At 59.8% G+C, this 19,383-nt stretch carries 17 protein-coding genes; 11 read left to right on the top strand and 6 right to left on the bottom strand.

What is annotated here, in order from left to right:
- Positions 1–238 precede the first annotated feature (238 nt).
- Positions 239–1,597: an amidase gene (locus ACQZ45_RS24230; protein WP_127966215.1), complete on the top strand. Its 1,359-nt coding sequence runs from the start codon at positions 239–241 to the stop codon at positions 1,595–1,597.
- A 47-nt stretch (positions 1,598–1,644) separates the two neighbouring features.
- On the opposite strand, the gene ACQZ45_RS24225 is transcribed toward ACQZ45_RS24230, so the two are convergent.
- The 3 genes from ACQZ45_RS24225 to ACQZ45_RS24215 are packed head-to-tail and all read right to left on the bottom strand — an operon-like array spanning position 1,645 to position 4,657.
- Positions 1,645–2,286: a ThuA domain-containing protein gene (locus ACQZ45_RS24225; RefSeq protein ID WP_115062630.1), complete on the bottom strand. Its 642-nt coding sequence runs from the start codon at positions 2,284–2,286 to the stop codon at positions 1,645–1,647.
- A gap of 17 nt (positions 2,287–2,303) precedes the next feature.
- Positions 2,304–3,404: a Gfo/Idh/MocA family protein gene (locus ACQZ45_RS24220; protein ID WP_413373112.1), complete on the bottom strand. Its 1,101-nt coding sequence runs from the start codon at positions 3,402–3,404 to the stop codon at positions 2,304–2,306.
- A 53-nt stretch (positions 3,405–3,457) separates the two neighbouring features.
- Positions 3,458–4,657 (bottom strand): ROK family transcriptional regulator, encoded by a 1,200-nt coding sequence (locus ACQZ45_RS24215; protein WP_003510733.1) that lies wholly within the window; start codon positions 4,655–4,657, stop codon positions 3,458–3,460.
- Positions 4,658–4,853: 196 nt separating this feature from the next.
- Here ACQZ45_RS24215 and ACQZ45_RS24210 point away from each other — a divergent pair, with 196 nt between their 5' ends.
- The 6 genes from ACQZ45_RS24210 to ACQZ45_RS24185 all read left to right on the top strand — a co-directional run bounded on the left by ACQZ45_RS24210 (position 4,854) and on the right by ACQZ45_RS24185 (position 11,553).
- Positions 4,854–6,155 carry an ABC transporter substrate-binding protein gene (locus ACQZ45_RS24210; protein WP_112152928.1) on the top strand — a complete coding sequence of 434 codons (1,302 nt, stop codon included), beginning with the start codon at positions 4,854–4,856 and terminating at the stop codon, positions 6,153–6,155.
- Between the two features lie 69 nt (positions 6,156–6,224).
- Entirely contained in the window at positions 6,225–7,163 is a 939-nt protein-coding gene (locus ACQZ45_RS24205) for a carbohydrate ABC transporter permease (protein WP_003510729.1), read from the top strand.
- Positions 7,156–8,004: a carbohydrate ABC transporter permease gene (locus ACQZ45_RS24200; protein ID WP_003510727.1), complete on the top strand. Its 849-nt coding sequence runs from the start codon at positions 7,156–7,158 to the stop codon at positions 8,002–8,004. Before ACQZ45_RS24205 ends, ACQZ45_RS24200 begins: the two co-directional genes overlap by 8 nt.
- Positions 8,005–8,021: 17 nt before the next feature.
- Positions 8,022–9,095: an ABC transporter ATP-binding protein gene (locus tag ACQZ45_RS24195; RefSeq protein WP_413373116.1), complete on the top strand. Its 1,074-nt coding sequence runs from the start codon at positions 8,022–8,024 to the stop codon at positions 9,093–9,095.
- A gap of 146 nt (positions 9,096–9,241) precedes the next feature.
- Positions 9,242–10,294 carry a sugar phosphate isomerase/epimerase family protein gene (locus ACQZ45_RS24190; protein ID WP_448742573.1) on the top strand — a complete coding sequence of 351 codons (1,053 nt, stop codon included), beginning with the start codon at positions 9,242–9,244 and terminating at the stop codon, positions 10,292–10,294.
- A gap of 71 nt (positions 10,295–10,365) precedes the next feature.
- Positions 10,366–11,553, top strand: a complete 1,188-nt coding sequence (locus tag ACQZ45_RS24185) for a Gfo/Idh/MocA family protein (RefSeq protein WP_013761506.1) — start codon at positions 10,366–10,368, stop codon at positions 11,551–11,553.
- A 118-nt stretch (positions 11,554–11,671) separates the two neighbouring features.
- Here the strand turns inward: ACQZ45_RS24185 and ACQZ45_RS24180 are convergent, their stop codons facing one another.
- From ACQZ45_RS24180 to ACQZ45_RS24170, 3 genes are all read right to left on the bottom strand, one after another.
- Complete coding sequence (locus ACQZ45_RS24180) at positions 11,672–11,920, bottom strand: hypothetical protein (RefSeq protein ID WP_038493930.1); 249 nt, start codon at positions 11,918–11,920, stop codon at positions 11,672–11,674.
- 115 nt (positions 11,921–12,035) lie between these two features.
- Positions 12,036–13,307 (bottom strand): glycerate kinase type-2 family protein, encoded by a 1,272-nt coding sequence (locus ACQZ45_RS24175; protein ID WP_076845900.1) that lies wholly within the window; start codon positions 13,305–13,307, stop codon positions 12,036–12,038.
- A gap of 4 nt (positions 13,308–13,311) precedes the next feature.
- Positions 13,312–13,665 (bottom strand): DUF1304 domain-containing protein, encoded by a 354-nt coding sequence (locus ACQZ45_RS24170; protein ID WP_076845901.1) that lies wholly within the window; start codon positions 13,663–13,665, stop codon positions 13,312–13,314.
- Here ACQZ45_RS24170 and ACQZ45_RS24165 point away from each other — a divergent pair.
- From ACQZ45_RS24165 to ACQZ45_RS24150, 4 genes are all read left to right on the top strand, one after another.
- The gene (locus ACQZ45_RS24165) at positions 13,652–13,825 is read left to right on the top strand and encodes a hypothetical protein (RefSeq protein WP_003510714.1); all 174 of its coding nucleotides are present in this window, start codon (positions 13,652–13,654) and stop codon (positions 13,823–13,825) included. The two genes, ACQZ45_RS24170 and ACQZ45_RS24165, sit on opposite strands and share 14 nt — an antisense overlap.
- Positions 13,826–13,894: 69 nt before the next feature.
- Positions 13,895–14,659, top strand: a complete 765-nt coding sequence (locus ACQZ45_RS24160) for an ImuA family protein (RefSeq protein ID WP_035199388.1) — start codon at positions 13,895–13,897, stop codon at positions 14,657–14,659.
- Positions 14,574–16,091, top strand: coding sequence for a Y-family DNA polymerase (locus ACQZ45_RS24155; protein ID WP_333711408.1), 1,518 nt, complete (start codon positions 14,574–14,576; stop codon positions 16,089–16,091). The genes ACQZ45_RS24160 and ACQZ45_RS24155 overlap by 86 nt, the downstream gene beginning before the upstream one ends.
- On the top strand, positions 16,088–19,363 hold the full coding sequence (locus ACQZ45_RS24150) for an error-prone DNA polymerase (protein WP_322918433.1): 3,276 nt from the start codon (positions 16,088–16,090) through the stop codon (positions 19,361–19,363). Before ACQZ45_RS24155 ends, ACQZ45_RS24150 begins: the two co-directional genes overlap by 4 nt.
- The last annotated feature ends 20 nt before the right edge of the window (positions 19,364–19,383 follow it).

Here is a 19,383-nt window from a genome sequence, read left to right as displayed (position 1 = left end):
AAGAATTAATCCGTCTTTTTATAGTCGCCGCTTATATAAGGCGCCGAAAATATGTACCTCAGGTTGAAATATTCGATGGCTTGTGATGGGACATCGACGCCAAATACGCCGATGCATTGGGGCCCCTTTTCGCGCTCATCAACCGCGCTTTATGGTTGCAAGGGTACCGCGATTGACCTTGCCAAGCTGCCGATAAACGGCATGTTGTGCGTAACATGCCGGTTTCAGGGAACATATCATGGCTCACAAGGGCAAAAACATCGCGCAGCTTTCCATTCTCATCCAGAGCGGCCATCTTGATCCGCGCGCCTTGGCGGAAGAGACCCTTGATGCAATCGGGAAATCGGAAGACCGGGCGATCTTTGTCGGCTTGACGGCGGAGCGGGCCATGGCGGAGGCGGAAGGCGCCTTGAAACGCATTCGCGAGGGACGATCCTGCGGCGTGCTCGACGGCATTCCGGTCGCCTGGAAGGACCTTTTCGATCTCGAAGGCACTGTGACCACGGCTGGATCGACGGTGCTTTCGAACGATGGGCCTGCGTCCCGTGACGCGGATGTGGTGAGCGCGCTGAAGGAGGCCGGGATGGTCTGCATCGGCCGTACCAATATGAGCGAGTTCGCGTTTTCCGGCCTTGGCATCAACCCGCATTACGGAACGCCGCGCAATCCCGCTTCCACGGATGTCCACCGGCTGCCGGGCGGCTCTTCTTCCGGCGCGGGTGTCGCGGTTGCGGCCGGCCTGGTGCCGGTGGCAATCGGTACGGATACCGGCGGATCGGTGCGCATTCCCGCCGCCTTCAACGGTGTGGTGGGGTACAAGGCTAGCCGCGGCCGTTACTCGATGCGCGGCGTCTATCCGCTGGCTAAAAGTCTCGATTCGCTCGGCCCACTCACTCGCACTGTGCAGGACGCCGTGTGGGTAGATGCCGCCATGCGTGGCAAGGCGGCTTTTGACGCGGCGCGTACGCCTCTGTCCGGCTTGTCGCTCGTCGTGCCGGAAACAGTGTTTTTCGATGGCATCGAGGAGGGCGTCGCGGTCGCTTTTGAGCAGGCAGTGGAACGGCTTTCCCGCGCCGGCGCTTCTGTACGGCGGCAGGCATTCCCGGTCTTTTCGCAATTATTCGATCTTATCAAGGAAAAGGGTGCGCTGGTAACGGCGGAAGCCTTCGCCCTGCACAAGGCGCGGCTGGAAGGTGCTGATGCGGCTCGCATGGACCCACGCGTGGTTGCGCGAGCAAGACTGGGCGCGAATATCTCCATGCCGGATTACATCGCCATTATCGAGGCGCGCGAACGCATGACGGCGGCTTTTTCGGGCATGATTGGCAAGAATGAGCTGCTGATATCGCCGACATTGCCTCATGTCGCGGCCAAGGTCGCACCGCTTGTGGAGAATGATGAGACCTTCTTTGCCATGAATGCCAAGACCCTGCGCAACACCCAGATCGGCAACTTCTTCGATCTCTGCGGCGTTTCCATTCCCTGCGGCACGGGTGAGGCGGGCATGCCCGTTGGCCTGCTGCTATCAGGCCTGCACGGCACGGATGACCACGTTCTGGGTGTGGCGATGGCTGCGGAAGAGATTATTCGGGGCTGATGATAAAGAAAAAGGCGGCCTTGTTTGGCCGCCTCTCAATGCACGCTTTAACGTGCCGCCCAGTTGGCGCCGCGGCGGAACATGGTTTTCATCTGCGGCACGGAAAACTCCTTGGCCTGATGGCCGAGCGCCGAATAGAAGACGCGGCCCTTGCCGTATTTGCGTTTCCAGACCACCGGCATCACTACACCGTCGATCCACCAGGCGTGGTCGCCGGTGAATTTTGTCGTCGCCAGCACCTCGTTGGAGGGATCGACATGCATGTAGTATTGCTCCGATGTGTAGGGGAAATCGGAAATTCCCTCCATCAACGGGTCGTCGGGGCGGGTGATGTTGACGTGATAGTCGATGATATTGCCGGGATGGGCGACCCACTGGCCGCCGATCATGAACTGGTACTCGACGCAGTCGCGGAAACTGTCGCCTGCACCACCGTGAAAGCCGGCAATGCCGACGCCGTTTTCGACGGCGGCGGTGAGATTCTTGATCTCTTCCTTCTCGATCTTCGACATTGTCACGATCGGCACGACAAGGCTCAGATCATGCACGGAAGGATCGGCGAACGCCTCCGTGCCGTGTTCGACATAGACCTTGAAACCATCCTCTTCCAGAATGTCCTTGACGATGGTGGCGCATTCCTGCGGCTCGTGGCCGCTCCAGCCGCCCCAGACGATGAGTGCTTCGCGCATTTATTTCCTCCTCGGGATTATTTGCCGAGCTGGCCGTCGACCAGCGAAGTTTCAAGGGGAGCAGGGCGCTCCACCCCGGTGGTGATGGAAACGGTGGTGCCGCTGTCCGCTGCCGTCTGGAAGGCCTCCATGACCTCCAGCACGTGCAAGGCAAGATCGCCATTGGCGCGGTGCGGGCGGTTTTCGCGGATCGCATGGGCCATGTCGGCCACGCCGATCGAGCGGTAGTTGCCGTCAGCATAGGGCGAAGACAGTGCCTGCGGCTCGAACTGGCCGCCCTTTTTCAGCAATTGCACCTCACCGCCGAAATGATTGGGGTCGGGCACGATCAATGTGCCTTCCGTTCCGTAGATTTCCAGCGGTACATGTTTGTGGCCCGCCACATCGAAGCTCATGCCCACCTGCACCACCGCGCCATTCTTGAATGCCAGCACGCCGGAAACATGGGTGGCGACATGGACTGGGATTTTCTCGCCATTCTTAGGTTCGCTGGTGATGAGACGTTCGTTGCGCGGCGCGATGGCGAAACCTGCCACCTTGGCGACCGGGCCGAACAGGTTGACGAGATCGGTGATGTAATAGGGTCCCATATCCAGCATCGGCCCGCCGCCGACTTCGTAATAAAAGGCGGGGTTGGGATGCCAGCGCTCATGGCCGGGGCACATGAAGGTAGCCGTTCCGCCAACCGGCTGGCCGAGCACACCTTCGTCTATCAGGCGGCGCGCGGTCTGGTGCCCGCCGCCGAGGAAAGTGTCCGGTGCCGAACCGATGCGCAGGCCCTTTGCCTTTGCCGCGTCCGCAAGCCGTTTACCCTCCACGAAATTGATGCCGAGCGGCTTTTCCGAATAGGCATGTTTTCCCGCCTCAAGTGCGCGCAGGCCCACCTCCACATGCGCCTTGGGAATCGTCAGGTTGACGATGATTTCCACGGAGGGGTCAGACAGAAGTTCATCGATACTTCTTGCCTGAAGGCCGAACTCGTCTGCCCGCGCTTTTGCTGCCTCCTCGTTCATATCCGCCAGTCCGCGAATGTCGAGAATGGGAAACGACGCCATCGCCTTGAGATAGGCGCTGGAGATGTTGCCGCAGCCGATGATGCCGATACCGACCTTGTTCATGTGATTTCCTCCCGTAAATCAGAAATGCCTAAGCCCACTCTCAACCTTGCCGGCTAGAGCGCCGGCCCTGTGGTGTTCCATGGCGATTCGTAAAGCTCGTAAAGTGCGACGGCTGCCGCCCCTTGCGCCCACAGTTCGTCGCTTGCGACGTCGAAAACCAGCTCTGCGACGCCTGCCAGCGATGGCGGCACGGCGGCGTTGTAACTGTCGCGGATGCTGGTAATGAAGGGCTCGCCGAGCTCGAGACTGGAGCCGGTGATGATGACCCGTGGCGGCGCAAACAGCGTGACGATATTGGCAAGCGTCAGGCCAAGGGCTGCACCGGCGCGCAAGGCTGCCGCTATAAGATCGTTGTCTTCCGCCGCAATCAGCGCATGGGCATGCTGCATGCCGCGACCAAGCCGGATAGCTTCTGCAAAACGCCCGTCCACCGGGCGGGAACCGAGAATGGCGTTCTCGCCCGCCTGGCTCGCCAGCCGCACGGTTCCTTCACTGGCAAGGCCGATCACGAGGTCGCCGAGATTGTGGCTGAGGCCGCCTGCACCACGAAACAGCTGGTTTTGATGCATCACGCCAAGCCCAAGTGTCTGCTCGAGCGAGATCAGCACCATGTCCTCCAGATCGCGCGCATGGCCGAACCAGTGATGGGCAAGCGTGATGGCGTGGGCGTCGCTTTCGATGATGGTGGGGGAATTCAGCCGTGAGGTCATTTCCTCGGCAAAATCGACGTTCACTTCCCGCAGGATAGGGCTGCTGCGGATCCTGCCGGTGCGATGTTCGATGACGCCTGGCAGGCCAAGGCAGACCATGTCCACATCTTCCAGCGACAGTCCGGCATCGACCACGCAACGCCGCACCCCGTCTTCCACCAGATCGGCAATGACGCCGATCGGTTGGCGGTCTACACGGATCGGCAGGGCGAGGGTGGACAGCACGTTGCCGCAAAAATCGGTGACGACGAAGACCATGCGGCTTGCCGCAATCTTGGCGCCCACCACGCGGGCCGCATCCGGGTTCAGCTCCAGCATCACCCGCGGCCTGCCGCGTGCGCCCTCCGTGCGGATATCGCCGATATGGCGGGTAAGGATAAGCCCGTCATCGAGCAGCGATGCGGTGATGGCCGATACGGTGGTGGTGGAAAGCTGCGTTCTTTCGCTGATTTCCACCCGGGAGATCGGTCCGTGGCGGCGGATGCTGTCCAGCACGCTTAGCCGGTTGATCGCGCGCATCAGTTCTGGGTCTGCGGTCTTCATGGGTTCCTGCTGCGATCAATGCCGGTTCGAAAACCAATTTATGTCGGATTGCGGATTAAATAACGGTGTCAGGGAGGGGTGTGTCAAGCCGTTCGCTCAAAAAATCGGCATGGCGCCTTGACAATGAGCGAGTGCTAAGGTGAATTAATCCGCATTGGGGAATAAATGAGGAAATCCCCGAGGGAGGATCACGATCATGACGATTAGGCACGCAGGCGCAAGCCTGAGCGGCAGGCTGATAGGCTTTGCCACAACGACAAGCATTGCTCTCATGCTCGGCGCCGCAAGCGCCTCGGCCGCAACGGTCGTTAAATGGATGCATGTGGAGTTGGACCCCAAAGCCGTGGCCGTCTGGGAGGAGATTGCCAAGGACTATGAGGCCAAACATCCTGACGTGGACGTGCAACTGCAGTTTCTCGAAAACGAGGCCTTCAAGGCCAAATTACCGACGTTGCTGCAATCCAACGACGTTCCCGATTTCTTTTATAGCTGGGGCGGCGGCGTCCTTGAGGAACAGTCAAAAACCGGCGCACTCAAGGATTTGAGCGAGGTTTTCGACGCCGATGGCGGCAAGCTGCGGCAGGCCTATAACGCCGCGGCAATCGACGGCCTCTCCTTTGACGGCAAGGTCTGGGCAGTGCCCTACAAGGTCAGCCTCGTCAGTTTCTTTTATAACAAGGAGCTGTTTGCCAAGGCGGGCGTGAAGGCGGAAGACATCAAGACCTGGGACGATCTCGGCGCCACCGTCAAGAAAATCAAGGCAGCGGGCATCGTTCCGATTGCCGGTGGTGGCGGTGAAAAATGGCCGATCCATTTCTACTGGAGCTATCTCGTCATGCGCAATGGCGGGCAGACCGTGTTCGACGCCGCCCGCAAGGGCGAGGGTGAAGGCTTCATGGATCCCTCCATCATCAAGGCGGGCGAGCAACTGGCCGAGTTCGGCAAGCTCGAACCCTTCCAGCCCGGCTATCTCGGCTCCACCTGGCCCCAGGCGCTCGGCGTCTTCGGTGATGGCAAGGCCGCGATGATCCTCGGCTTTGACAATACTGAAGCCAACCAGCGCAAGAATGCCGGTGACGGCAAAGGCCTTGCGGCAGACAATATCGGTCGCTTCGCCTTTCCCGCCGTCGAAGGTGGTGCTGGCAAAGTCACCGACACGCTGGGCGGTCTGAATGGTTGGGCAGTCACGAAAAACGCTTCCAAGGAAGCGATCGATTTCGCGGCCTTCCTGACCAGCAAGGAAAGTGAAGAGAAGATGGCGGCTGCGGGCATGATCCTGCCGGTTGCGACGGGTGCGGATGGAGCGGTCAAGAACCCGCTGCTGGCAGATTCGGCCAAGCAGCTTGCAAGCTCTACCTGGCACCAGAACTTCTTCGACCAGACACTGGGCGCTGCCGTTGGCCGCGTGGTCAACGATGTCTCCGTCGAAATCGTTTCCGGCCAGATGAGCGCCGAAGAGGGCGCCAAGCAAATTCAGGATGCTTTCGAGCTTCGCTGATTTCGGTTCCATGACGGCGCCGCGCGGGACGCGGCGCCGCAGTATCTGCCTGAATGAAAGCGGATAGAGATGACGGATATTTCCATGACTTCTGCGTCCATACCGGCGCGCGGCGCGTCGAAGACGAAGCGCAAGCAAAGCTCGGTCGCGCATGACCGTGCGCTGACCCTGCTGGTCTTCCTTCCGCCCGCATTGCTGCTCTTTACCCTGTTCGTCATCCTGCCCATGGGCGAGGCGGCATGGTACAGCCTTTACCGCTGGAACGGTTACGGCACGCCGACCGATTTCGTGGGCTTGAAGAATTTCCAGGTCCTGTTCGGCAATGCCGCCTTTTCGCAGGCTCTGCTCAATAACGGCCTCATCATCCTGATTTCCGTGCTGATCCAGATCCCGCTGGCGATCTGGCTTGCCATGATGCTGGCGCACCGCCTTCCGGGCGTCGTTGCCTTTCGGCTGGTTTTCTTCCTGCCCTATGTCCTTGCGGATGTCGCGGCCGGCCTGATCTGGCGCTTCGTTTATGATGGCGATTACGGCCTTTTCGCTGCCATCTCCAATTTCTTCGGCTTCGCCAACCCTTACGTCCTGGCCGACAAGGATGTGGCGATCTACGCCGTGCTTGGCGTCATCGTCTGGAAGTATTTCGGTTTCCACATGATGTTGTTCATCGCCGGCCTTCAATCCGTCGACAAGAACGTGCTGGAAGCTGCCGAAATCGACGGCGCCTCCGGCTGGCAGAAGTTTCGATACGTCACCTTGCCGATGCTCGGCTCAACGGTGCGCCTGTCCGTCTTTTTTGCGGTGATCGGCTCGCTACAGCTGTTCGACATGATCATGCCGCTCACCGGCGGCGGTCCGTCCAACTCCACGCAAACCATGGTCACCTTTCTCTATACCTACGGCGTCATGCGCATGCAGGTGGGGCTTGGCAGCGCGGTGGGTGTCGTTCTCTTCGTTATCTGCGTGACGCTCGCCTTCGGTTACAAAAGGATTTTCATGCGCCATGACTGAACCATCCACTTCCGTCCGCATGCCGCTGCAAACAAAGCTCTATCTTTATATATCGCTGAGCCTGATCGCGGCCATCGTGCTCATCCCGCTTCTGACGACGGCGCTTGGCGGCTTCAAGACGCTGGGGGATCTGCGCGTCAACCCGTTCGGCTTGCCAGCCGAGTGGCAATGGGCCAATTACGGCGATATCCTCTTTGGCAAACGCTACTGGCTGCAGATATTCAATTCGCTGGTGATTGCGCTGTTGACGGTCTTTTTGACGCTGACCGTCTCTGCCATGGCCGCCTTCACCTTTGCGCATGTGAAGTTCTTCGGCTCGTCTTTCCTGCTGAATTACTTCCTGCTGGGACTGATGTTCCCGGCGGCGACCGCCATCCTGCCGCTGTTCATCCGCATCCGCGATCTCGGTCTGCTCGATACCTATTGGGGCGTGGTTCTGCCGCAGGTGGCTTTTGGGCTCGGCATGAGCATCCTTCTGTTTCGCAATTACTTCCGCAATCTGCCGGAAGAGTTGTTTCAGGCCGCTTTCGTGGATGGTTGCGGCTATCTGCGCTTCTTCTGGCACATTTCGATGCCGCTCTCACGACCCATCGTGGCGACGGTTGGGATCGTTTCCTTCGTCGGCAGCTGGAACAGCTACATTCTGCCGCTGATCATGCTGAACTCGGAATCGAAATATCCCTGGCCACTCGGCATCATGGTCTATCGCGGCGAATTCGGCACGGAATGGCAGCTCGTGCTCGCCTTCATCACGCTGACGATCCTGCCGACCGTCATCGTCTTCTTCCTCGCACAGAAACACATCATCGCGGGCCTGACGGCCGGTGCCGTCAAATCGTGACTTGAAAGGAGCAAAACATGGCTTCCGTCGAACTTAGGGATATCCGCAAGTCCTATGCCTCGCTCGATGTCATTCACGGCATCTCGCTCGATATAACCGATGGCGAATTCATTGCGCTGGTCGGGCCTTCGGGCTGCGGCAAATCTACCCTGCTGCGCATGATCGCCGGGCTGGAGGAAATCACCGATGGGGATATTCTCATTGGCGGCACCGTCGTCAATTCCATGACGCCGCGCGAGCGCAATATCGCCATGGTATTCCAGTCCTATGCGCTTTATCCGCATATGACGGTCGCCGAAAACATGGGCTTCAATCTGAAGCTTGCCGGGCAGCCGAAAAACGTCATCGATGAGCGCGTGGCGGAAGCCGCCCGCATGCTCGATCTCGGCAAGCTTCTGGACCGCAAGCCCTCGCAGCTTTCGGGTGGCCAGCGCCAGCGCGTCGCCATGGGCCGCGCCGTGGTGCGCAACCCGGCCGTCTTCCTGTTCGATGAGCCGCTGTCCAATCTGGATGCCAAGCTGCGCGTGCAGATGCGTAGCGAAATCAAGGCTCTGCATCAGAAAGTCGGTACGACCTCCATCTACGTCACCCATGACCAGATCGAGGCAATGACGCTGGCCGACCGGGTGGTGGTGCTCAATCACGGCCGTATCGAGCAGCAGGGCACGCCGCTCGAACTTTATAAGACACCTGCCAATCTTTTCGTTGCCGCCTTCATCGGCTCGCCGGCCATGAACCTCATCGAAGGCGTGGTCGACGGCGAGGGCGATCAACCTGCCGCCCGGCTGAAGGACGGGACGGCGATCCGCATTGCCGCCTCAAGAAATGTCAAGCGCGGCCAGTCGGTGACGATCGGGTTGAGACCGGAACATATCGGTTCGACCGTCGGCGGCGATATTTCACTGTCCGGCAGGACGGTGTTGGTCGAGCCGACAGGCGCGCAGACGCATGTGGTCTTCGAACTGGCGGGCGATCAGGTTACGGCGGTGGTGGATGGCGAGCAACTGGTCAAGATCAACACCCCCTTTGCCGCCACCGTGCATCACGAGCGTGTGCATGTGTTCGACAGGGCAAGCGGTCTGGCGCTTTAGACGTGTTTCGTTTTTTAGTGGAATAACGAAATTCTCTCGCTCCCCGGCATTTGGGGCTTGTCTGAAAATAATGAGCGGTTAGCTTGGCAAATTGGGAGCCAAAGCGGTTTTACCGCTGAACTGTATCGATACAGGAGGAGATTTTTATGAAAACGATCAAGGGACCGGGTCTTTTTCTCGGTCAGTTTGCCGGTGATGCTGCGCCTTTCAATACATGGGACGGCATTACCAAATGGGCGGCAGAAAAGGGTTATGCCGGCGTGCAGGTTCCCACCTGGGCCGGGCAGTTGATCGATCTGAAAAAGGCCGCCGAATCCAAGGACTATTGCGATGAATTTGCGGGTGTCGCCCGCCAGAACGGCATCGAGGTAACCGAGCTTTCCACCCATTTGCAGGGCCAGCTGGTTGCCGTTCACCCCGCCTATGACGAGGCCTTCGATGGTTTTGCAGCACCTGAAGTGCGCGGCAATCCGAAGGCTCGCCAGCAATGGGCGGTGGAACAGGTGAAGCTTGCCCTGAAGGCTTCGAGAAATCTCGGCATCAACGCACATGCGACCTTTTCGGGCGCTCTTGCCTGGCCCTTCATCTATCCGTGGCCGCAGCGCCCGGCCGGTCTGGTGGAAACCGCCTTTGACGAGCTGGCAAGACGCTGGACGCCGATCCTCGATTACGCCGATGAGCAGGGCGTGGATGTCTGCTACGAAATCCATCCCGGCGAAGATCTGCATGATGGCGTGACTTTCGAGATGTTCCTGGAGCGTGTGAAGAACCACAAGCGCGCCAACATGCTCTACGACCCGTCGCATTACGTGCTGCAATGCCTTGATTATCTTGACAATATCGACATCTACAAAGACCGCATCAAGATGTTCCATGTCAAGGACGCTGAGTTCAATCCGACCGGCCGCCAGGGCGTGTATGGCGGTTATCAGGGTTGGGTCAACCGTGCGGGCCGCTTCCGCTCGCTGGGTGACGGGCAGGTGGATTTCGGTGCGGTCTTCTCGAAAATGGCTACCAATGATTTCGACGGATGGGCAGTGGTTGAATGGGAATGCGCGCTGAAACATCCTGAAGACGGTGCCCGGGAAGGGGCCGAGTTCGTCAAGCACCATATCATCCGCGTCACGGAAAAAGCCTTTGATGATTTCGCATCTGCTGGCACCGATGATGCGGCCAACCGGCGCATGCTTGGGCTTTAAAAGCATTTCCAGGAAAAGTGTGAAGCCGTTTTCCGTGTGGGAATGCGCTTAGAAAATGCCGAGGAGACATTATGGCTATTGAAGGAAAGACAACCGACAAGGCGAACACGCGGATTCGCCTGGGCATGGTGGGTGGCGGTTCGGGTGCATTTATCGGCGGCGTTCACCGCATGGCCGCGCGGCTCGACAACCGCTTCGATCTCGTGGCCGGGGCCTTGTCCTCGACACCGGAAAAATCCCTCGCCTCCGGCCGCGAACTCGGGCTTGCTCCAGAGCGTTGCTATGGGTCATTCGAAGAAATGGCAGAGAAGGAAGCGCTTCGCGAGGATGGTATCGAGGCGGTAGCGATCGTCACGCCCAACCACGTACATTATCCTGCGGCGAAGGCGTTTCTGGAACGCGGCATCCATGTCATCTGCGACAAGCCGCTGACCTCCAATCTGGAGGATGCCAAAAAGCTGAAGGACGTGGCGGACAAGGCGGACGCGCTGTTCATCCTCACCCATAACTACACCGGTTATCCTATGGTGCGGCATGCGCGTGAACTTGTGGAAACCGGTGCGCTCGGGAACATCCGTCTGGTGCAGATGGAATATCCGCAGGATTGGCTGGCTGAGCCGTTGGAGCAGACCGGTGCGAAACAGGCCGTCTGGCGCACCGATCCGGCGCAATCCGGTGTCGGCGGCTCCACAGGGGACATCGGCACCCATGCCTATAATCTCGGCTGCTTCATTTCCGGTCTGGAAGCCGATGAACTGGCAGCGGATGTACATACCTTCGTGGAGGGTCGCCGTCTGGACGACAATGCGCATGTGATGCTGCGCTTCAAGCCAAAGGACGGCAAGCAACCAGCCAAGGGCCTGCTTTGGTGCAGCCAGGTGGCTGTCGGGCATGAAAACGGACTGAAGGTCCGCGTTTACGGCGACAAGGCAGGCATCGAGTGGACGCAGGCTGATCCGAACTATCTCTGGTTCACGAAGCTTGGCGAGCCGAAACAGCTCATCACCCGCGGCGGTGCTGGCGCCGGTGCTGCGGCCGCGCGTGTCACGCGCATTCCCTCGGGCCATCCGGAAGGATATCTCGAAGCCTTCGCGACCATCTATACCGAAGCGGCCCATGCCATCGAAGCCCGCCGCACCGGTTCGGAGCTCGACAAGGCGGTCACCTATCCGACCGTCGATGACGGTGTCAAAGGCGTTGCTTTTGTCACCGCCTGCATCGAATCCGGTAAAAAGAATGGCGGCTGGGTGAAGCTGTAAGATCGATATGGCGTCGCGGCGTATTTCTTCTCCCTGCGGGGGGGGAGGGCCGGATGAGGGGGCAAGCTCTCGGCATATCTCTGCCTGCTTTCCCCTCACGACCCACCTGAAGACGTGATCAATTTGCGCGTGTCATCTGCTGCTGCATTCGTTCAGTCACGGGGCAACCGTCCTGTATTCTCGTCCAGGATGAGACGTTAAGTTTCATTTCGCAGCGCGCGAGATAGGAGCCGCCATCGACCCTGAGGCAGGATGTCTGGCCGAGTTCGAACATGACACCGCGATTTCGGCATTTGCAATTGTGGGCGTCCGCCAAGGTGGGGATCAGGGCCAGGGCTAGACCAATTACGAGCACTCCAAAACGCATGGCTGAGGCTCCAAAAGACAGGCCACCAGATTATACCTGTCCGACGGTATAGTCAAAACAGCCACGTTCAACGATGCGCACCGCAAGGCCATAACAGGCTCGAACTCTCCTGCTTTCACCCGATCAAAATCGCCCTGATATCATTCACATTCGTCAGCGTCGGACCGGTCACGACAAGGTCGCCAACCGCCTTGAAGGCGGTGTAGCTGTCGTGTCCCACCAGCGACTGGCGCGGATCGGCACCGGCGTTGCGCATACGCGCAAGCGTATCGGGCGTCACCAGTGCGCCTGCCGCATCCTCAACGCCGTCTATGCCGTCGCTATCGCCGGCAATGGCCCAGATACCGCCTGCACCCTTCAGCGTCAGCGCAAGGCTCAGCAGAAATTCCGTGTTGCGCCCACCCTTGCCGGCCAGCCCTTTGCCGATCGTCACCGTGGTTTCTCCGCCGGAAAGCAGCACGGCCGGGCCTTTGACTGGCAGGCCCTTGCGGCTGGCGGAGAGGGCGATACCCGCCATCACCGCGCCGACATCCTTTGACTCGCCCTCCAGCGAATCCCCGAGGATGAGCGGCGTAAGGCCAAGCTTCACCGCCTCGTCCGCCGCCGCCTGTAGGGCGAGCGAGGGTGTCGCGATCAGCCTGATGTCCTCTTCTATATCGCCTGCCTTCGGCGTTTCCTCGCCCTTTTCCAGCACTTTGCGCACATTCTCGGGAAGATCGAGCGCATAACGGGAGACGATTTCCCGCACATTGTTGATATCGCTCGGATCGGCAACCGTGGGGCCGGAAGCGATTTCGGAGGGATCGTCGCCCGGTACGTCTGAAATCAACAGCGAAACCACTCTGGCCGGTTTGGCGGCCAGCGCCAGTCGTCCGCCCTTGATGCGGGAGAGGTGCTTGCGCACGGCATTCATCTCGGAAATCGTCGCACCGCTGGCAAGAAGTGCGCGGTTGACGGCCATCTTGTCCGCAAGCGTCATGCCTTCGGCAGGTGCGACCATCAGTGCCGAACCGCCGCCGGAAATTAGCGCGATCACCATGTCGTCTGCGGTCAGCCCTTCAAAGGAGGCAAGAATGCGTCTTGCCGCTTCTGCACTCATGTCGTCGGGCACGGGATGGGAGGCCTCGATGATTTCGATGCGCCCGGCCGGAACGGCATGACCGTAACGGGTTACGACGATACCGGAGAGGTTCACATCCGCCCAGGCCTTATCAAGCGCTGCGGCCATGGCAGCCGAGGCCTTGCCCGCGCCGACCACCACGCACCTGCCCTTGGGCGGGGAAGGAAGATGATGTTGCAGCACCTTTGCGGGATCGGCACTCGCCACTGCCGCCATAAATATGCGGTTGAGGGCGTCTTTTGCGCGGAGATCGTTCCATGCGGTCATAGGTTCATACTCCGATCCAGAGGAAGCCGAGCGCAAACAATGCCGGCAAAGCCTGAATGAACAGGATTTTCATATTGGCGGTAATGGCGCCGAAAATGCCGGCTATCAGGACACAGGTGAGGAAGAAGACCTTGAAACTCAGTCCTTCATCGCCCTGCGTGAGCCCATAGATCAATCCGGCTGCCAGAAAACCATTGTAAAGCCCCTGATTGGCGGCAAGCACCTTCGTCTGTCGCGCAAAATCCTCAGAGAGGCCGAAGGCCTTGCGGCCGGTCGGCTTTTCCCACAGCAGCATTTCCAGAATGGTGATGTAAACATGGATGGCCGCAACCACGGCAATCAGAATGCTGGCGATCATCGGCGGTTTCCTCCAAACCCTGATGTCCGGCGCGTCAATTATCCGCAAAAAGGGAGAGGCCGACCGGATAATCCGTTTTAACGGTGGCACACATGGCCGCAAGGCCATAATCCCTCTCTTCCCGCGCAAACCTGTTGAAGAGCCGCACAGCATTGCTTGACTCTTTGCTGAAATAAGAACAAAACAGGAACAATAAAACTGAAAAACCGGAATTGAAACCTGTCATGCCATGCAAAAGCGCGCGGAACAGTTGCTCGTTGTCGAAGAGCTGCGTGAAAGGCTGGAAAGGATCGGTGGCGGTCCTCACCGCCTGCACGAGGCCTTGCCTTTCGGCGTAGATGCCATCGATCACCATTTGCCTGGAGGCGGGCTGAAGCTCGGTTGCCTGCATGAGGTGAGCGGCGGCGGCAATGGTGCCGCCGATGGTGCGGCAGCGGCGCTTTTTGCGGCCGGTGTGGCAGCAAGGCTGTCCGGCAAGGTCTTATGGTGTGTCACCCGCAGGGATCTGTTCATGCCGGGATTGACGCAGGCGGGCCTGTCGCAGAACCGGGTCATCATCGTCGAATGCCGCGATGAGAAAGGCGTGCTCGACTGTTTCGAGGAAGGCTTGCGCTGCAACGGTTTTGGCGCCGTGATGGGCGAGCTTGCGAAGTTGCCGATGAATGCCTCGCGACGGTTGCAACTGGCGGCGGAAACCTCTGGTGTCACGGGCATCGCCATCCGCCGCTTCCGGCGCCCCGCCGATGCGGCGTTGTTTGGCGAGCCGACGGCCGCTGTCACCCGCTGGCGTGTCTCTGTCCGGCCATCTTCGCCCCTGCCGGTGCCGGGGGTGGGCAGGCCACGCTGGTTTCTGGAACTTTTGCGATGTCGCGGCGGCGAAAGCGCTGCATTTGAAGTGGAAGCCTGTGATGCAAAGGGTCGTCTCGCTTTACCTGCCGACATGGCCGACGGATCGCTACCGGCGTCTTTCGGGGCAGAACGCGCCGCCGGTTGAAAAGCCGCTGGTCATGATCGGCCGTCAGGGCAGCCGCCGCCTGGTGCTGGCGCTGAACAAGGCAGCAAAGGCGGCGGGCATCCGGCCCGGCACACCCGTCAGCAAGGCGCAGGCTTTGGTGCCGGGTCTCGTCGTCGAGGATCTGGATGCGGCGGCGGATGCCCGCGCCTTGCAACAACTCGCTTTTCATTTCCTGCGTATCTATGCCCCGATCGTCGCCGCAGATCCGCCTGATGGGCTGGTTCTGGATACGGCAGGTGCGGACCATCTGCACGGCAATGAGACGCTGATGTTGAGCGGCATGGTGAACCGCCTGCATGCCGCAGGCTTCGCCGCCCGCGCTGCCATTGCCGATAGCTGGGGGGCGGCCCATGCGCTTGCCCGGTTTGGCCGTGAGGAGATCGGCATCGTATCGCCGGGCGGGCAGCGGGCGGCGATCAGCGGGCTGCCGCTGGCGGCGCTCAGGCTGGAGGAGCGTATCGTTTCCGGATTGAAGGTGCTCGGTTTTCGCACCATAGGCGAACTTGCCGAGGCTCCACGGGCGCCGTTGACCCTGCGTTTCGGCCCGGAAGTGGTCAGGCGGCTCACTCAGGCTTTTGGCGAGACTGGCGAACCTATCGAGCCGGTGCGCATTGCCGAACTGGTGGAGGTGCGCCGCGCCTTTCCCGAGCCGATCGCGGCGGCGGAGACAATTGCCCGCTATGTGCAAAAGCTGGTTGCTGAGCTTTGCGTCTCGCTGGAAAAGCGCGGCCTTGGCGCACGTCGCGTCGATCTGCTGCTGCACCGGGTGGATAGCGGCTTGCAGGCCGTGCGGGCCGGCACCTCCAGACCGGTGCGTGATGTCAAACAGCTTGTCCGGCTTCTGACCGACCGGATCGACACCATCGATCCCGGCTTCGGCATCGAGTTGATGGTGCTGACCGCCACCCATGCCGAGCCGCTTGTCGCCGCGCAGGCCCGGTCCTCGCTTCTGGAGGAAGGGCGTGCGGAAATCGCCGATACGGTCGATGTCATCCTCAATCGTGGCCACAGGGTCTATCGTTATGCGGCGGTGGCAAGCGACGTGCCGGAACGTTCTCTTGCCAGCGTTTCGGCGCTGGCACCTGAGGATACCCTCGGCTGGCCTTGCCACTGGCCGCGCCCGGTCAGGCTTTTTGCAAGGCCGGAACCCATCGAAACTCTGGCGCTGCTTCCGGATCATCCGCCGCGTTATTTTATCTGGAAAGGCGTGCGCCATAATGTGCGGCGCGCTGATGGGCCGGAACGGGTGTTTGGCGAATGGTGGAAACGCGACCGCGAAAAGGCCGCCGTGCGCGATTATTTCACTGTCGAAAACGAAAGCGGCGAGCGCTTCTGGATTTTCCGCTCAGGTGATGGCGAACATACCGAGACGGGCTCACAGGGCTGGTTCATCCATGGGGTCTTCGCATGAGCACGCCGCGCTATGCCGAGCTTCAGGTGACCACGCATTTCTCCTTCCTGCGCGGTGCAAGTTCCTGTGATGAACTGTTCGAACAGGCAAAAAATCTCGGTATCGAGGCACTCGGCATCGTCGATCGCAATAGCCTTGCGGCCATTCCCCGCGCTTATGAAGCGGCCGATAATCATGGCATCCGGCTCGTCATCGGCTGCCGGCTCGATCTGGATGACGATCTTTCCGTGCTTGTCTATCCCATGGATCGCCCGGCTTACGGGCGGCTTTGCCGGCTGCTTTCCGTCGGCAAGAAGAGGGGTGGCAAGGGTAAGTGTCGGCTCACATGGGACGATCTCGTAGCTTATGGCGAAGGCCTTATCGTGGTGCTGCTCGCCGATCTGGCTGACGATCTCTGCGCGCTTCGCCTGCGCCGGTTGAAAGCTGCTTTTGCTGACCGGGCCTATATGGCGCTGAGCCTGCGAAGACGACCCAACGACCAGATGCGGCTTTTCGAATTGTCGAATATGGCTGCAGCCGCTGATGTGCCGACTGTTGTTACCAATGACGTGCTGTTTCATGTGCCCGAGCGTCGCATGCTGCAGGATGTCGTTACCTGCATCCGGCACAATTGCACCATTGACGAGGCGGGTTTCCGGCGCGAGCGACATGCCGACCGCTATATGAAGCCGCCTCAGGAAATGCACCGGCTGTTTGCCCGCTACCCGGAAGCACTGGTCCGCAGCCTCGAAATCGCGAAGCGTTGCACCTTTTCGCTGAAGGAGCTGGTCTATCAATATCCTGAAGAGCGCAGCCTGCCGGGGCTGACGGCGCAACAGGCGTTGGAAAAGCTCGTCTGGGAAGCGGCGCCGGGGCGTTATCCGGATGGTCTGCCGGAGAAGGTTGAAAAGGCGCTGCATCATGAGTTGGGGCTTATCGGCAGGCTGGAATATGCACCCTATTTTCTGACGGTAAATGCCATCGTCCAATTTGCACGGGGGGAAAATATTCTCTGTCAGGGGCGCGGCTCAGCCGCCAATTCGGTGGTATGTTATGTGCTCGGCATCACCGCCATCGATCCTCTCAAGGTTGATCTACTGTTCGAACGTTTCGTTTCGGAAGAACGGCGCGAGCCGCCTGATATCGACGTGGATTTTGAGCATCAAAGGCGCGAGGAGGTCATCCAGTGGGTTTATAACACTTATGGTCGCGACAAGGCCGCGCTGTGCTCGGTCGTCACCCGTTATCGCGGGCGCGGGGCGCTGCGCGATGTCGGCAAGGTTCTGGGCCTGCCGGAAGATTTGACCAAACTTCTGTCCTCGCAGGTCTGGCGCTGGAGCGAAGGGGTGGGCGAAAAGCAGGTGCAGGAACTGAACCTCAATATGGAGGACCGCCGCCTGAAGCTCGCCTTCGAGCTGGCCAACCAGCTTGTCGGCACGCCGCGCCATCACAGCCAGCATCCGGGCGGCTTCGTTCTGACCCATGACCGGCTGGACGAGTTGGTGCCGATCGAACCCGCCGCCATGGACGACCGGCAGATCATCGAATGGGACAAAGACGACATAGATATCGTCAAATTCATGAAGATGGATTGCCTGGCGCTCGGCATGCTCTCCTGCATGAGACGCGGCTTCAACATGCTGGAGGAGCGCACGGGCGTTAAATACGATCTCGCCACTGTCCCACAGGATGATGACCCTACCTATGCCATGATCCAGAAAGCCGACACGCTGGGTACCTTCCAGATTGAAAGCCGGGCGCAGATGTCCATGCTGCCGCGGTTGAAGCCAAAGATATTTTACGATCTCGTCATTCAGGTCGCCATCGTTCGTCCCGGTCCCATTCAGGGCGATATGGTGCACCCCTATCTTCGTCGCCGTGACAAAAAAGAAGAAGAACATTATCCCAAAGAGGAGCTGAGAGGCGTGCTGGGCAAAACGCTGGGTGTACCGCTGTTTCAGGAGCAGGCGATGCGCGTCGCCATCGAATGCGCCGGTTTTTCACCCGGTAAGGCGGATCAGTTGCGTCGCGCCATGGCGACCTTCAAGAATGTCGGCACCATCTCCAAATTCCGTCAGGATATGATCGATGGCATGGTGGATCGTGGTTATGAGCAAGAATTCGCCGAACGCATCTTCAAGCAGCTGGAAGGGTTCGGCAGTTATGGTTTTCCAGAAAGCCATGCGGCCTCCTTCGCGCTGATCGCCTATGCCTCCTCATGGCTGAAATGCCATCATCCCGATATTTTCTGTACGGCGCTTCTCAATTCGCAACCCATGGGGTTTTACGCCCCGGCGCAGATTGTGCGTGATGCGCGCGATCATGGCGTGGAGGTGCGCCCGGTTTGCGTCAACAACAGCCGGTTTGATTGCACGCTGGAGCCCACGGGCAAGAAGAATGCGAATGGTAAAGAGCGCTACGCCGTGCGGCTTGGCCTGCGCATGGTGAAGGGGCTTTCCAACGATCATGCAGCAAAAATCGTCGCCTGCCGTCAGGATCGCGATTTCGTTTCCGTGGACGATCTCTGGCGGAGGGCAGGTGTTCCCGCCGCTGCCCTAGTCTGTCTCGCCGAAGCCGATGCCTTTCTGCCGTCGCTGTCGCTTTCCAGACGCGAGGCGCTGTGGGCCATCAAGGCGTTGCGGGATGAGCCGCTGCCGCTTTTTGCTGCCGCTGCCAGTCGGGAAAACGCTGTGGTGGATGAGCTTTCCGAACCCTCCGTCGCGCTGCGGCCCATGACTGATGGCGGCGAGGTGGTGCAGGATTATGGCCATGTGGGGCTGACCCTGCGCGAACACCCCATGTCCTTCCTGCGGCGCGATCTTTCCCGCCGGCGCATCGTCAGCTGCGCGGAGGCGGTGCGCGTCCGTGATGGCACGTGGCTGGAAACGGCGGGGCTGGTTCTGGTGCGCCAGCGCCCAGGCTCGGCAAAGGGAGTGATCTTCATGACTCTGGAGGATGAGACAGGTATTGCCAATGCGGTTCTGTGGGTCAAGACCTTCGAAAAATACCGGCGCGTGGTGCTTTCCGCCGGCATGGTCGGTATTTACGGCAAGATCCAACGGGAAGGCGAGGTGGTGCATCTGGTCGCCCACCGGCTGACCGATCTGTCAGAGGCGCTGGCAAGCGTGGGTGAGCGCAACCACCCCTTTCCTCTGCCGCATGGGCGCGGCGACGAGTTCCACCACGGTATTCCGCCGGACGATCATCGCAACATCAGGAAACGTCCACCGCCTGCTACCCACTATGGAGATGAGTTGGAGAGGATAAAGGTCATTTCCCGCAATTTCCATTAGAGCATTTCCAGTAAAAGTGC

The organism is Agrobacterium sp. 16-2014-1-2a (genome assembly GCF_053522705.1).
Note: the sequence above shows the minus strand (reverse complement) of the source record. Positions and strands in the feature narration are given on the sequence as shown.

What these genes read in the sequence shown, in the direction of transcription:
- ACQZ45_RS24225 (WP_115062630.1), bottom strand. Translation starts at nt 2,286, where the DNA reads ATGCGCGAAGCACTCATCGTCTGGGGCGGCTGGAGCGGCCACGAGCCG.
- ACQZ45_RS24190 (WP_448742573.1), top strand. Translation starts at nt 9,242, where the DNA reads ATGAAAACGATCAAGGGACCGGGTCTTTTTCTCGGTCAGTTTGCCGGT.
- ACQZ45_RS24175 (WP_076845900.1), bottom strand. Translation starts at nt 13,307, where the DNA reads ATGACCGCATGGAACGATCTCCGCGCAAAAGACGCCCTCAACCGCATA.
- ACQZ45_RS24215 (WP_003510733.1), bottom strand. Translation starts at nt 4,657, where the DNA reads ATGAAGACCGCAGACCCAGAACTGATGCGCGCGATCAACCGGCTAAGC.
- ACQZ45_RS24200 (WP_003510727.1), top strand. Translation starts at nt 7,156, where the DNA reads ATGACTGAACCATCCACTTCCGTCCGCATGCCGCTGCAAACAAAGCTC.
- ACQZ45_RS24230 (WP_127966215.1), top strand. Translation starts at nt 239, where the DNA reads ATGGCTCACAAGGGCAAAAACATCGCGCAGCTTTCCATTCTCATCCAG.
- ACQZ45_RS24150 (WP_322918433.1), top strand. Translation starts at nt 16,088, where the DNA reads ATGAGCACGCCGCGCTATGCCGAGCTTCAGGTGACCACGCATTTCTCC.
- ACQZ45_RS24220 (WP_413373112.1), bottom strand. Translation starts at nt 3,404, where the DNA reads ATGAACAAGGTCGGTATCGGCATCATCGGCTGCGGCAACATCTCCAGC.
- ACQZ45_RS24165 (WP_003510714.1), top strand. Translation starts at nt 13,652, where the DNA reads ATGCTGGCGATCATCGGCGGTTTCCTCCAAACCCTGATGTCCGGCGCG.
- ACQZ45_RS24155 (WP_333711408.1), top strand. Translation starts at nt 14,574, where the DNA reads ATGCAAAGGGTCGTCTCGCTTTACCTGCCGACATGGCCGACGGATCGC.
- ACQZ45_RS24195 (WP_413373116.1), top strand. Translation starts at nt 8,022, where the DNA reads ATGGCTTCCGTCGAACTTAGGGATATCCGCAAGTCCTATGCCTCGCTC.
- ACQZ45_RS24205 (WP_003510729.1), top strand. Translation starts at nt 6,225, where the DNA reads ATGACGGATATTTCCATGACTTCTGCGTCCATACCGGCGCGCGGCGCG.
- ACQZ45_RS24170 (WP_076845901.1), bottom strand. Translation starts at nt 13,665, where the DNA reads ATGATCGCCAGCATTCTGATTGCCGTGGTTGCGGCCATCCATGTTTAC.
- ACQZ45_RS24185 (WP_013761506.1), top strand. Translation starts at nt 10,366, where the DNA reads ATGGCTATTGAAGGAAAGACAACCGACAAGGCGAACACGCGGATTCGC.
- ACQZ45_RS24180 (WP_038493930.1), bottom strand. Translation starts at nt 11,920, where the DNA reads ATGCGTTTTGGAGTGCTCGTAATTGGTCTAGCCCTGGCCCTGATCCCC.
- ACQZ45_RS24160 (WP_035199388.1), top strand. Translation starts at nt 13,895, where the DNA reads ATGCAAAAGCGCGCGGAACAGTTGCTCGTTGTCGAAGAGCTGCGTGAA.
- ACQZ45_RS24210 (WP_112152928.1), top strand. Translation starts at nt 4,854, where the DNA reads ATGACGATTAGGCACGCAGGCGCAAGCCTGAGCGGCAGGCTGATAGGC.